This is a genomic window from Candidatus Methylomirabilota bacterium (assembly GCA_035936835.1).
GTDB lineage: Bacteria > Methylomirabilota > Methylomirabilia > Rokubacteriales > CSP1-6 > AR37.
On record DASYVT010000178.1, the window covers coordinates 21,770 to 34,614 of the forward strand.

The 12,845-nt window shown below is 71.2% G+C and carries 9 protein-coding genes and 1 pseudogene; 9 read left to right on the plus strand and 1 reads right to left on the minus strand.

Annotated elements, in window-relative coordinates; genetic code table 11:
* Positions 1-15: 15 nt before the first annotated feature.
* The 3 genes and pseudogenes from VGV06_16065 to VGV06_16075 all read left to right on the plus strand — a co-directional run bounded on the left by VGV06_16065 (position 16) and on the right by VGV06_16075 (position 6,212).
* On the plus strand, positions 16-3,618 hold the full coding sequence (locus VGV06_16065) for an ABC transporter ATP-binding protein (GenBank protein ID HEV2056659.1): 3,603 nt from the start codon (positions 16-18) through the stop codon (positions 3,616-3,618).
* 137 nt (positions 3,619-3,755) lie between these two features.
* Positions 3,756-5,075, plus strand: a complete 1,320-nt coding sequence (locus VGV06_16070) for a S1C family serine protease (protein ID HEV2056660.1) — start codon at positions 3,756-3,758, stop codon at positions 5,073-5,075.
* A gap of 48 nt (positions 5,076-5,123) precedes the next feature.
* Positions 5,124-6,212 (plus strand): annotated as a pseudogene (locus VGV06_16075) (FAD-dependent oxidoreductase).
* Here the strand turns inward: VGV06_16075 and VGV06_16080 are convergent.
* Positions 6,203-6,703, minus strand: a complete 501-nt coding sequence (locus VGV06_16080) for a CinA family protein (protein ID HEV2056661.1) — start codon at positions 6,701-6,703, stop codon at positions 6,203-6,205. The pseudogene VGV06_16075 and the gene VGV06_16080 sit on opposite strands and share 10 nt — an antisense overlap.
* 67 nt (positions 6,704-6,770) lie before the next feature.
* Here VGV06_16080 and VGV06_16085 point away from each other — a divergent pair, with 67 nt between their 5' ends.
* From VGV06_16085 to VGV06_16110, 6 genes are all read left to right on the plus strand, one after another.
* Positions 6,771-8,195, plus strand: coding sequence for a M20/M25/M40 family metallo-hydrolase (locus VGV06_16085; GenBank protein ID HEV2056662.1), 1,425 nt, complete (start codon positions 6,771-6,773; stop codon positions 8,193-8,195).
* A gap of 75 nt (positions 8,196-8,270) precedes the next feature.
* Positions 8,271-8,954 carry a dienelactone hydrolase family protein gene (locus VGV06_16090; GenBank protein ID HEV2056663.1) on the plus strand — a complete coding sequence of 228 codons (684 nt, stop codon included), beginning with the start codon at positions 8,271-8,273 and terminating at the stop codon, positions 8,952-8,954.
* A 54-nt stretch (positions 8,955-9,008) separates the two neighbouring features.
* A complete protein-coding gene (locus VGV06_16095; GenBank protein HEV2056664.1) occupies positions 9,009-10,163 on the plus strand; it encodes an MFS transporter in 1,155 nt (384 codons plus the stop codon).
* A 46-nt stretch (positions 10,164-10,209) separates the two neighbouring features.
* Complete coding sequence (locus VGV06_16100; protein ID HEV2056665.1) at positions 10,210-10,710, plus strand: thioesterase family protein; 501 nt, start codon at positions 10,210-10,212, stop codon at positions 10,708-10,710.
* Between the two features lie 60 nt (positions 10,711-10,770).
* Positions 10,771-11,574, plus strand: coding sequence for a sugar phosphate isomerase/epimerase (locus VGV06_16105; GenBank protein ID HEV2056666.1), 804 nt, complete (start codon positions 10,771-10,773; stop codon positions 11,572-11,574).
* Positions 11,571-12,842 carry an HlyD family secretion protein gene (locus VGV06_16110; GenBank protein ID HEV2056667.1) on the plus strand — a complete coding sequence of 424 codons (1,272 nt, stop codon included), beginning with the start codon at positions 11,571-11,573 and terminating at the stop codon, positions 12,840-12,842. Before VGV06_16105 ends, VGV06_16110 begins: the two co-directional genes overlap by 4 nt.
* The last annotated feature ends 3 nt before the right edge of the window (positions 12,843-12,845 follow it).

Consider the following 12,845-nt stretch of genomic DNA (forward strand, 5'->3'; position numbering starts at 1 on the left):
TGGTGGGACTCGCCCATGTACCTCGACCGCCGACTCTGGGCATTCACGCGCGGCGTCCGGCTGCGCATCGCGGGCACCGTGCTGCTCGGCCTCCTGGCCGTCGGGACCGGGATCGCGCGCCTTGCGCTCTTCGGATGGCTCCTCGGCCGCGTCATCGCGGGCGACTCGCTGCGCTCGTTCCTGCCGCTCATGGCGCTGGCGGCGGCCGCGGTCGTGCTCCGGGGCGCCCTCGACTACTGGCGCGCCATGGCGGCGCACCGCACCGCCGCGCGCGTGCAGACCTGGCTCCGCCAGGCCATCTACGAGCGCGTCACCGCGCTGGGCCCCGCCCACTTCACCCGCTCCCGCACCGGCGACGTCATCCTTTCGATGGTGGAAGGCGTCCAGCAGCTCGAGGTCTACTTCGGCCAATATCTCCCGCAGCTCGCCGTCGCCGCGCTGACGCCGCCGCTCATCTTCGGCTTCGTCGCCTTCGTGGACCTGCCCATCGCGCTGGTCCTGCTCGCGGCCGCGGTGGTGACGCTGATCGCGCCGTCCCTCTGGCACCGCAAGGACAGCCGGCAGAGCCTAGCGCGCCAGAAAGCCTATGCCGCCTTCGGCGCGGAGTTCCTCGACTCCGTCCAGGGGCTGGCCACGCTCAAAGCCTTCGGCCAGAGCAGCTCGCGCGGGCGCCTGCTCGAAGAGAAGGGCACTGCCCTCTTCCACACGACTATGGGATTGCTCGGGGCGAACACGTTTGCCCGCGGCATCACCGACACGGGCATGGCCGTGGGCGCGGCGGCGGCGCTGGGGCTCGGCGCCTGGCGAGTCCAGGCGGGAGAGATGAGTCTCACCGCGCTCCTGGTCATCCTGATGCTGGGCATCGAGGTGTTCCGCCCGCTCCGCGAGCTCCGCGTCGTTCTCCATCAGGGCATGCTCGGCCTCTCCGCCGCGGGCGGCATCATCGAGATCCTCGAGGCCGAGCCTCTGGTCCGCGACCGCGAGACGCCGCTCTGCGACGCGGCATCGCTCGCGCCCGCCGTGACCTTCGAGGGCGTGACGTTTTCCTATCCCGGCGGCCGCCGCGCGGCGCACCTCGGCCTCTCCTTCGAGGTCACGGCCGGCGAGCGCGTCGGGATCGTGGGGCCCAGCGGCGCGGGCAAGTCCACCATCGCCCGGCTGCTCCTCCGCTTCTATGACCCGGAGCGCGGCCGCGTCACGATCGGCGGCCGCGACCTCCGTGACCTGACGCTGGATCAGCTCCGCGGCCTCATCGCGGTGGTGAGCCAGGACACCTATCTCTTCCACGGCACCGTCGAGCAGAACCTCCGGATGGGCAAGCCCGACGCCACGCCGGAGGAGCTCCGGGCCGCCGCCCGCGCGGCCAACGCGGAGGAGTTCATCACGCGGCTGCCGCAGGGCTACGACACCGTCGTGGGCGAGCGCGGCATCCGGCTGTCCGGCGGCCAGCGCCAGCGCATCGCGATCGCGCGGGCCCTCCTGCGCGACGCGCCGATCCTCATCCTGGACGAAGCGCTCTCCGCGGTGGATGCCGAGAGCGAAGCGGTGATCCAGGAGGCGCTCGACCGACTCATGGAAGGTCGGACCACGCTGATCTTCGCGCACAGGCTCTCGAGCGTGATCGGCGCCGACCGGATCCTCGTCCTCGACGACGGGCGCGTAGTCGAGAGCGGCGGGCATGCGGAGCTGATGGGCCGGGGCGGCGCGTACCACCGGTTGATGGCCGCGCAGGCCCAGGATGGCGCCGGCCGCGCCGCGGCCCCCGCCGCGCCGGGCCTCGAGCCCGAGCCGGACGCCTTCGAGGTCGAGCCGCCGGCGTCCGCCGCTGCTGATCCTGAAACCGTGGATGCCATCGTCCGGGCCGAGGGGATGGGCTGGCCCCAGCTGATCCGCGTCCTGCTCGGCATGGTCGCCGGGTACCGCGCCCGCCTCGTGCTCACATTCCTGCTCGGCGTCGCCCGGGTCGTCGCGCTGATCGGCGTCGGTGTGCTGAGCGCGCTGATCGTCCGCGCGGTGAAGAACGGCATGCCCTTCGGCCGGCTGCTGGTCGCCCTCGCGCTGGCGGCGCCGCTGGCGGGGCTCCTGCACTGGCTCGAGTCATGGCTGGCCCACGACATGGCGTATCGCCTGCTGAACGACATGCGTCTCGACATCTTCCGGAAGCTCGACGCGCTCGCGCCCGCGTACTTCACGCGCCGGCGCACAGGCGACCTCGTCGGCGTCGCCACGCACGACGTCGAGCTGATCGAGTATTTCTTCGCCCACACCATCACGCCCGCCTTCGTCGCCGTGCTGGTGCCCTTGGGCGTTCTCGTCACGCTCGCGGCCTTCGGCTGGCCGATGGCGCTGGCGCTGCTTCCGTTCCTGGCCTGGGCCGCGCTGACGCCCGTGCTCGCCCGCTCCCGCATCGACAGGCTCGGCTCGCGGGCGCGCGAGGTGTCGGGAGACCTGACGGCCCACGCCGTGGATTCGGTGCAGGGACTGGGCGAGATCGTCGCCTTCCGGCACGTGCGCGCGAGGGGGGAGGAGTTCGGGGCCAAGGCGCTGGAGTACCTCCGGGTGCGCATGCCGTTTCTCCACGACCTGACCTTACAGACCTCTTTCCAGGAAGTGGCCACCGGGTTCGGCGGGCTCGCGGTCGTGGGCGCGGGCGCGGCGCTGGTGGCCGCCGGCCGGCTCGACAGCGCCCTCGTCCCGCTCCTCACGCTGCTCGCCCTGTCCGCGTTCGTGCCGGTCTGGGAGATCGCCCAGGTGAGCCGTCAGCTCGCCGATACCCTGGGCGCGGCGCGGCGCGTCCACGCGGTGCACGCTGAGCCTACACCCGTGACCGACGGCGTCGGCGTGCGCGTGGGAAGTGCCGTGTCGGGCGGCCCGGCCCTCGAGATGTCGCTGGTGAGCTTCACCTATCCGGGCCGCCGCCGGCGCGCCCTCAGCGAAGTATCGTTCGCGGTGCCGCGCGGGAGCACGGTGGCGCTCGTCGGGCCCTCGGGCGCGGGCAAGACCACGGTCGCCAGCCTCTTCCTCAGGTTCTGGGATCCCGACGAGGGCGCAGTCCGGCTGGACGGTCACGACCTGCGAGAGTACCGGCTCGACGACCTCCGCCACCGCATCGCTCTCGTGGCGCAGGACACCTACCTCTTCAACGACACGCTGCGGAATAATGTCTTGCTCGCGCGCCCCGAGGCGACGGAAGCCCTAGTGGCGGCGGCGGTGGAGCAGGCCGCGCTGACCGAGTTCCTGGCCGGCCTGCCCGACGGGCTCGACACCGTCGTGGGCGAGCGCGGCGCGCAGCTCTCGGGCGGCCAGCGGCAGCGCGTGGCCATCGCGCGCGCCTTCCTCAAGGACGCGCCCATCCTGATCCTCGACGAGGCGACCTCGCACTTGGACGCGGTCAGCGAGCAGGCGGTCCGCGGCGCCCTGGATCTCCTCGCTCGCAGCCGGACTACGTTGGTGATCGCACACCGGCTCTCCACGGTGCGCAACGCCGACCGGATCATCGTGCTCGAGGACGGGCGCGTGGCGGAGACCGGCAGCCATCGCGAGCTGCTGGACAAGGGCGGGCTCTACGCGCATCTCGTCTCGCGCCAGCTCGCCAGCGCCTCCGGCGCGCCCGACTGACGCGATGGCCTTTTCGGGGTCAGGTCTTGAATTCACACATTCTTGACGACCTGCGCTCCGCTCCCAGCGAACATGGGGCACCGGGCGGAGAATCCAACCCCGGGAGACTTGGGGAGGGGCCCAGGGGGGAGGGGCCAATGTCGAGGACGGTAGTCGCTCTACTGATCGGCGCGGCGGCGTGGCTCCTGGCAGCGGGATATCCGGAAGCTCCGGAGGCCGCGACGGAGGCCGAGCTCCAGTCGGCCGTCTTCCGTGCCAAGCCGGCGGTCGTCATGATCGCGGTGAAGATCGGCGCCACGGCGACGGTGCGCTGCGGCTCGGGGGCGAGCGCGACCGTCCGGCCGGGAGCGATCGGCGAGATGGGGAGCGGGTCCATCATCCACCCCGACGGCTGGATCGTCACGAACGGCCACGTCATCCAGCCCTACCAGGAGGGCGCCGACAGCTCGTTCGCGGCGGAGCTCGCCGAGAATGCGGTGGCGACGGCCTGCGCCGCCGAGCTGGACGGTCTGCCGGGTCCCGCGCGGGTGCAGCGCATCCGGGCGCTTGCCGCTACGCCCGAGAACCGTCGCGGTCTCGCCGTCGAGCGGACGCTCGAAGTGCATCTCTCCAACGGGAAGGCCTACCCGGCCGAGGTCAAGTTCTACAGCCCGCCGGCCTACGTCGTCGTCGGCGCCACCCCGGATTCATCCGGGAACCAGAAGAAGGAGCACGGCCGCGACGTGGCCATCCTCAAGATCGAGGACAAGGAGCTGCCCGTCGTCCGCATGGCCCGGCACAGCACGGACCTGCACCTGGGCCAGGCGCTGTTTGTCATCGGCTTTCCAGGCGTCGTGGTTTCTCACGAGCTGCTCAGCCGGACCACCCAATACGAGCCCTCGATCACGGTCGGCCGCGTCTCGGGCTTCAAGCGGGACATCGGCGACCAGCGCGTCATCCAGACGGACGCCGCTATCATCCAGGGCAACAGCGGCGGCCCGGTTTTCGACGACCGCGGCCAGGTCATCGGCGCGGCGACGTTCACGTCGCTCCAGGGAGAGCAGGTCGTCCAGGGCTTCAATTTCCTGATCCCCGTCGAAACGATCCAGGAGGCCGCGGCCAAGGCGGGCGTCACGCCCAAGGGCGACAGCATGTTCACGCGGCTCTGGAACCATGGTGTAGATCTCTACATCCGCGATCTCCACTACCGCGCCTACAGCAACATGAGCGCCGCGAACAAGATCCACCCGGGATTCCCCGACGTCGAGCGGGTGCGCGAGGACTGCGACATCAAGCACAAGGAGCAGGGCTACCTTCACCGCGAGGAGGTCCAGTGGGGCGTGATGGGCTTCGCGCTCCTCGGAATGGTCGCGGGCGTCTGGTTCGGCGGGCGCCGGGTGATGTCCACGGCGCGGCAAAGCCTCCGCCGCATCATCAGAGAAGAGTTGGAAGGTCGGGGCGGGCGCCCCGGGAGCTGAGCCACGGTCGATTCTTCCTCCCGGACCCGCCACGAGCTCGTCCTTGTCGGCGGCGGCCACAGCCATGTCGAAGTGCTGCGCGATTGGACGCGGCAGCCCGTGCCCGGCGCTCATCTCACCGTCGTGGTCGACCGTCCGATGGCCGTGTACTCCGGCATGGTGCCGGGCTTCGTCGCCGGCCAGTACAGCCTCGAGGACATCCAGATGGACGTGCAGGGGCTCGCGCGGAAGGCGGGCGCCCTGTGGGTCGGCGCGAGGGCGACGGGGCTCGACGTGTCGGCGCGGCGGCTTCGCATCGAGGGTGCGCCGCCGATCTCTTACGACACGGTGTCCTTCGACGTGGGCTCGACCGTGTCGGGCTGGGACCGCCCCTTCGTCAAGGAGCACGCGCTCCCGACCCGCCCCATCGGGGATTTTGTGCGGGCGGTGGATGCGCTCATCGAGCGCGCGCGAAGCCGGCAAGGATTTCGCCTCGTCGTCGTGGGAGCGGGGGCGGGTGGTGTCGAGCTGGCGTTCGCCTTCCGCGCGCGCTTCGATCGCCTGGGACTGCGCGGCACCTCAGTCCTGCTTCTCGAAGCCGGGCCGAGAGTCTTGGCGGGCTACCCGGGCTCCGCGGCGCGCCGAATCGAGGAGAATGCCCGCGCTCGCGGCATCGTGATCCGCTGCGGGTCTGCGGTGGCCGAGGCTCATGCGGATGCGCTGACGCTCGAGGACGGCACGCGGCTTCCATGCGACGCCTTCGTCTGGGTCGCGGGGGCGGCGAGCCTGCCGCTCTTCGACGGCTCAGGCCTCGAGCGGGACCCGCGCGGCTTTATCAAGGTCCGCGAGACGCTCCAGGCGGTGGGCCGCGACGAGATCTTCGCGACCGGAGACTGCGCGAGCCTCGTCACGGATCCTCGACTCGCGAAGGCGGGGGTCTATGCAGTACGCCAGGGTCCGGTGCTGGCGTATAACTTACGGGCGCGGGTGACGAGGCGAGTGTTCAAACCGTATCGCCCTCAGCGCGATTTCCTCTCGCTGCTCAACCTAGGCGATGGCCGAGCCGTGGCCTCCAAGTGGGGTCTTTCCGCCGAGGGCGCGTGGGCATGGCGGTTCAAGGACCGGATAGACCGGCGCTTCATGCAGCGCTATCGCTGAGCGCCGGCCGCCTCGCGCAGGCAGGATGAGAGGAGATCGAGAGCGGCGCGGGTGAAGGCCCACATGTTCGCTTCGCGGTCGGCGCTCCGCGTCTCGAGGGTGATCACGCGCTCGACGGGCCCTGCGATCGCGATACAAGCGTGGCCGGCGGCGTCGCCGTAGCGGTTGCCCGTGGGGCCGCTGGCACCGGTCTCGCTGAGGCCCCAAGTAGTCCCGAGGCGCTCGCGGATCGTGCGGGCGGCCAGGAGCGCGAAGGCCTCAGTGCTCGACCGCATGCCCTTGACGCTTTCGTCGGGGATAGCGAGGAGCGTGCGCCGCGCGCCCTGGGTGTAGATCACGCCCCCGCCCTGGTAGTAGGCTGAGGCGCCCGGGATGGCGAGAAGCGCGGCGGAGATCAGCCCGCCGGCCGAGGATTCGGAAACGGCCAGGGTCTGACGGGCCTGGACGAGCAGGGCTGCGGGAGCGGTTGCGAGCATTGCCAAGTTGTTCATGGCATAAGATTGCCACGGACCGATGTCATCCGGCAGACGAAAGGGACCCAGCAGGAGAATGGAAAAAATGAGCAAGCCAAATGGCGCGGTTGCCGACGCCCTCCGCTATCTCGACGCTCACATGGGCGACTTCACGCGGGAGCTCAGCGAGATGTCGAGGATCCCGAGCGTGTCGGCGAACGGCTTCCCGAAGGAGGAAGTCCGGCGATCCGCCGAGGCGACGGCCGAGGCCCTGCGCCGCGCGCGGGTGGATAATGTCCGCGTCCTCGAGATCCCGGGCGTGCATCCTTACGTGTACGGCGAATGGCTCAAGCGCCCGGGAGCGCCGACGATTCTCCTCTACGGCCACCACGACGTCCAACCGCCGGGCAGGCCGGAGAAGTGGCTCTCGCCGCCCTTCGAGCCGACGGAGCGCGGCGGGCGGCTCTACGGCCGCGGCACCGCGGATGACAAGGGCGGCGTCATGGTTCACGTGGCCGCCGCCGCCGCGTACCTCCAGGCCGCGGGCTCGCTGCCGTGCAACGTCAAGTTCATCGTTGAAGGCGAAGAAGAGATCGGTTCCGAGAACCTCGGCCGCTTCCTGACGGAGTACCGCGACCTCATGGGGGCGGACTACATCGTGCTGTCGGACACGGCGAACTTCGACACGGGCGTCCCGGCGCTGACCTACCAGCTGCGCGGTATCTGCCAGGTGGACGTCGAGGTCGCCTGCCTCAAGCAGCCGGTGCACAGCGGCGCCTGGGGCGGCCCCGTTCCCGACGCCGTCCAGATTCTCTGCCGTCTGATCGCCGATCTCACCAAGGCCGACGGCTCGCTCGATGTGCCGGGCCTCTACAAGAAGGTCGCCAAGCCGAGCGCGAAGCAGCTCGGCCGCATCCGCGCCCTGCCGTTCAACGAGACCAAGTACAAGAAGGAGGCCGGGATGCTTCCGGGAGTACGGCTCGGCGGCGAGAAGCGCTTCTCGGTCTACGAGCGCCTCTGGATTCGCCCCGCGCTCACGGTCATCGCGCTCGAAGCGCGGCCGTTCCTGGGCTCCTCCAACCAGATCATCGAGGCGGCGCGGGCGCGGCTGTCGCTGCGGACTGTCCCTAGGATAGACGCGCGCGAGGCGGGGCGGCTCCTCGCACGCAAGCTGACCAGCCGGCCGCCCCAGGGCGCGCGCGTGACCGCGCGACTGACGAGCGCGGCGCCCTGGTGGACGACGGACCCCGAGGGCCCGGCCTTCGAGGCCGCGCGCCGCGCGCTCAAGGCCGGCTTCGGCCGTGAGGCGGCGATGATCGGCTGCGGCGGCTCCATCGGCTTCGTCGGCCCGTTCGCCCGGGTGCTGGGTGGCGTGCCCTGCCTCCTCATGGGCGTGGAAGACCCCGCGACCAACGCGCACTCCGAGAACGAGAGCCTGCATCTCGGCGACTGGCTCAAGTGCATGCGCGCGGCCGTTCACCTGTACGACGAGCTTGCGCGCGTGCCGGTCGTGCGCCGCCGCCGCGGCTGAGGTAAGATGGCGCCCGCATCCGGTTCCCACCCCTGAACGCGGCCGGCCCTCAGGGCCGGCCCGGAGGACCCACCTATGGATCACAGCAAGGGTCAGATGGTCACGCTCAAGGCCGAGGACGGCTTCTCCTTTTCCGCCTACCGCGCCGCGCCGGCGGGGAAGGCCAAGGCCGGCCTCGTCGTCATCCAGGAGATCTTCGGCGTCAACCCCCACATCAAGAAGGTGTCAGACGGGTTCGCCACCGACGGTTACGTGGCGCTGGCGCCGGCCATCTTCGACCGCGCCGAGCGCGGCTTCGAGACCGGCTACCAGCCCGCCGACATCGAGCGCGGGCGCGGCATCCGCGGCAAGATCGACATCAACGACATGATCAAGGACATCCGCGCGGCCGTCGGCTCGCTCGCCGCGGAGGGCCTCAAGGTCGGCGTGGTCGGCTATTGCCTGGGCGGTACGCTCGCCTGGCTCGCCGCCACGCGCATCAAGGGCGTGGCCTGCGCCGTCAGCTACTACGGCGGCGGCGTCGCCGAGACCGCGTCGGAGAAGCCGCTCTGCCCCGTCCTCTTCCACTTCGGCGAGACCGACCAGTCCATTCCGCCGGATCATCATGCGAAGATCCGCGCCGCGCACCCCGAGCTGCCCCTGCACGTCTATGTCACGGCGGGGCACGGCTTCAACTGCGACGAGCGCGGCGCCTATCACGCGCCCAGCGCGGCCCTCGCGCGCACGCGGACGATGGAGTTCCTGGCCAAGCACCTGTAGAACGGGTTCGAGGCTCTGACCGCTCCATCGTCGCAGCGGCGGCTCGTCGTCGAGTTGGCAGCAGCCGCGCTCGCGCGCCTCTTCCTCAACACGGCGCGGCGCTTCGCCTACCCCTTTGCGCCGGCCTTGGCGCGAGGGCTCGACGTGCCGCTCACCAGCGTGACCTCGCTCGTCGCGCTCAACCAGGGGGCGGGGCTCCTGGGTCCGTTCCTGGGCCCGCTCGCCGACCGGTGGGGGCCGCGCGCGATGATGCTCGTGGGCATGGCGAGTCTCTGCTGCGGCATGATCGCTGCGGCGGCGCTGCCGCTCTACGCTACGGTGTTGGTAGCGCTCCTGCTGGCCGGAGTCGGGAAGAGCTGCTTCGACCCGGCGATCCAGGCGTACGTCGGCGCGCGCGTCCCCTGGGAGAAGCGCGGGCTCGCCGTCGGCCTCGTCGAGTTCGCCTGGGCAGGCAGCTCGCTCGTGGGCATTCCGCTGATCGGCTGGCTCATCGGCCGCTTCGGCTGGCGCTCGCCCTTCCTCCTTCTGGCCGCGCTCGCCGCCGCGAGCTTCACGCTCCTGGCACTTCTCTTGCCGCGCGTCCCGTCGGCGCGAGGGGCCGAGCCGGCCGGCATCAGCCTAAGTCAGGCGTGGCGGCTTCTCGCTCGGCGGCGCCCCGCGCTGGGAGCTCTCGGCTACAGCGTCTGCTTCACCATGGCGAATGATTCGCTCTTCGTCATCTACGGCGCCTGGCTCGAGAAGGATTTTCGGCTGCCGCTGGCGGCCTTGGGCTTGGCGACGATCGTGATCGGCGCGGCCGAGCTCCTGGCCGAGTCGCTGACGGCGTTCCTCGCCGATCGCGTAGGCCTCGTTCGCGCGTCCATGGGCGGCGTCGCGCTCACGGCGGTGGCGTATCTCCTGCTTCCGGCCGTGTCGCGGACGCTCCCGCTGGCCCTCGCGGCGCTCTTCCTGGCATTCCTCGCCTTCGAGTTCACCGTGGTGACGGCCATGGGACTCTTCACCGAAGTGCTGCCGGGCGCGCGCGGGACCATGATGGGCATGCTCTCCGCCACCTCCGGCACGGGGCGCATGCTGGGCGCTCTCATGGGCGGCTACGTCTGGCTGTGGGGCGGGCTCGCCGCCACGGGCGCGGTCGCCGCGGTGCTGTCGCTGCTCGCGCTGGGCTCGCTCGTCTGGGGGCTTCGCGGCTGGCACCCGCGCCCCGTATGATGCCCGCGTCTCGTATCATGCCCGCGTCTCGTACATGGAGATTGCTGTGACCTCAGACATCCGGGCGCCGTTCGACGTCTACCGCAACCGTGTGCGCCCCGAGTGGATAGACGACAACGGCCACATGAACATGGGCTTCTATCTGGTCGTCTTCGATCTCGCCACCGACGAGTTCTTCCGCTCGATCGGCCTCGACGAGGCGCACCGACGCGCCTCCCGCGTGACCACCTTCGCCCTCGAGGCCCACGTAACCTACCATCGCGAGGTCCGCGAGGGCGACCCGCTGCGCTTCACCACGCTGCTCCTCGGCCACGACGCCAAGCGCCTGCACTACTTCCACCAGATGTACCACGCGGAGGAGGGCTACCTCGCCGCGACCAACGAGCTGATGTCGCTCCACGTCAGCGAGGAGACGCGCCGGGGCGCGCCGATGGCGCCCGAGATCCTTGAGCGCCTGCGCTTGATCCAAACGGCTCACGACCGGCTCCCGCGCCCGCCCCAGGTGGGCCGCCGGCTTGGCCTTTCCACGCCCCCTACGACGCGCTGAGCGCCGCAGCCTCATTTGCCCCGGCGCCGGCCGCCGCGGCGTTATAATCCTCGCGTTTCCATGCGCAACCCGCTCGCGCTCCACACCTGGACCCTCGACACGACGCCGCTCGGGCGCGTGCTCGAGATCGCGCGCGAGACCGGGTGGCGGGCCGTCGAGCTCCGCCGCCTGGACTTCGCGCGAGCGGCCGAGCGGGGGCAGGCGGCCGAGGCCGTGCTCGACCTCGTGCGATCGTCCGGCCTCGCCACGGCCTGCGTCGGCGTCACGCTCGGCTGGATGTGGGCCGAGGGCGACGAGCGCGCCAAGCTGCTCCGCGCCTTCGACGAGTCGTGCCGCTGGGCCAAGGCCCTCGGCTGCCGCACCGTCATGAGCCCGGTGGACAGGGGGCGCGGCGACGCCGCGCGCGCGGTGGCGAGCATCGGCGAGGTGGGCGACATCGCCGCGCGTCACGGTGTCAGGCTCGCGCTCGAGTTCAACTCGCAGTGCGACCAGTTCAACACGCTCGCGAGCGCGCGCGAGGCGCTCGCCAAGGCCGCGCATCCCCATGTCGGGCTCCTGCTCGACGCCTATCACCTCGGCCGGAGCGGGGCGCGGCCCGAGGACCTCGACAGCGTCCCCGGCGGGGACATCGCCTACGTCCAGTTCAGCGACGTGCCGCGAAGCGGGCTCGTCCCCGGCCAGGCGCTCGACCGCTTGCCGCCGGGGCAGGGCAGCGTGCCGTTCAGGGATTTCTTCGCCGCCATCGAGCGCCGAGGGTACGCGGGCTACTGCTCGTACGAGGCGCCCAACCCCGCGGCGTGGGCCCGCGACCCCGCGGCCGTCGCGCGCGAGGCGCTCGAGGCGACGAAGGCCGCCGCGGCATGAACGGCCTCCCCGACGACCGCCGGCGGATCGTCATCGGTGCCGCGGCCGTGGTCGGCCTGGCCGGCCTCCTGTTCGGCGGCTGGGCGTGGTGGCAGGCCCGCTCCCAGGTCAGCACCGACGACGCCTACGTCGAGGGCGCGGTGGCCGTCGTCAGCGCCAAGGTCATGGGCAATGTCGTCGAGCTCCTCGTCCAGGACAACCAGCAGGTCAAGGCGGGGGACGTGCTCCTCCGCCTGGACCCGCGGGACTTCAGAGCCAAGCGCGATCAGGCGGCCGCCGCGGTCGCCGTGGCGGAGGCGGCGCTGCTGGCCCTGCGATCCGAGCTGCCGATGACGCGCGGGGTGACCGCGGCGCAGGGTGACGAAGCGCGTGGGGCGCTCGAAGGCGCGCGGGTTGCCGAAGCGGCGAGCCAGTCGGCCGTCGAGGAGGCGCAGGCTCAGCTCGAGGCCAAGCGCGCGGCGGCGTCGGCCGCCGAGGCGGACGTGGCGGGCGCGCGGGCCACCGCGGTCCAGGCCGTCCGCGAGAAGGCCCGCCAGCGCAAGCTCGTCGACCAGGGGCTGGTCGCCCAGCGGGACTATGACCAGGCCGAGGCCGCCGAGGGCACGGCGCGCGCCTCGCTCGAAGCGTTTGAGCGGCGCAAGATCCAGGTCGAGCGTGAGGCGCAGCAGGTCGAGGCCGCGCTCGCCTCCAGGCGGCTCGGGGTCCAGCAGGCGCGTCAGCGGGTGGCGGAGCTGCGCGGCACGCTGGCCAAGACCGAGAGCCAGCGCCAGCAGGTTCCGATGAAGGAAGCCGACATCGCCCGGGCGGAAGCGGCGCTGGCCCAGGCGCGGGCCGATCTGGCCTTCGCCGACCTCCAGCTTCAATACACAGAGGTTCGGGCGCTCGTGGACGGCGTCGTCTCCAAGCGCACGGTCGAGCTCGGCCACGTCGCCCAGATGGGGCAGCCGCTCCTGGCCATCGTGCCGCTGCACGAGGTCTGGGTCCTGGCCAACTTCAAGGAGACGCAGCTCGATCGTATCCGCCCGGGCATGCCCGTCGAAGTGCGCGTGGACACGTTCAGCGATCGCGTCTTCAAGGGCACCGTCGACTCGCTCGCCGCGGGCACGGGCGCGCGCTTCTCGCTCCTGCCGCCGGAGAACGCCACCGGCAACTGGGTCAAGGTGGTCCAGCGGCTGCCCGTCAAGATCAAGCTCGACCCCGGGCAGTTCGGCAACCCCCACACGCTGCGCGCAGGCATGTCCGCCGTCGTCACCGTAAAGCTCCGCTAGCTC

Bases quoted from the DNA above. Each gene is read 5' to 3' on its own strand.
- VGV06_16110 (HEV2056667.1), top strand. From the start codon at position 11,571: ATGAACGGCCTCCCCGACGACCGCCGGCGGATCGTCATCGGTGCCGCG.
- VGV06_16105 (HEV2056666.1), top strand. From the start codon at position 10,771: ATGCGCAACCCGCTCGCGCTCCACACCTGGACCCTCGACACGACGCCG.
- VGV06_16090 (HEV2056663.1), top strand. From the start codon at position 8,271: ATGGATCACAGCAAGGGTCAGATGGTCACGCTCAAGGCCGAGGACGGC.
- VGV06_16085 (HEV2056662.1), top strand. From the start codon at position 6,771: ATGAGCAAGCCAAATGGCGCGGTTGCCGACGCCCTCCGCTATCTCGAC.
- VGV06_16070 (HEV2056660.1), top strand. From the start codon at position 3,756: ATGTCGAGGACGGTAGTCGCTCTACTGATCGGCGCGGCGGCGTGGCTC.
- VGV06_16080 (HEV2056661.1), bottom strand. From the start codon at position 6,703: ATGAACAACTTGGCAATGCTCGCAACCGCTCCCGCAGCCCTGCTCGTC.
- VGV06_16065 (HEV2056659.1), top strand. From the start codon at position 16: ATGTACCTCGACCGCCGACTCTGGGCATTCACGCGCGGCGTCCGGCTG.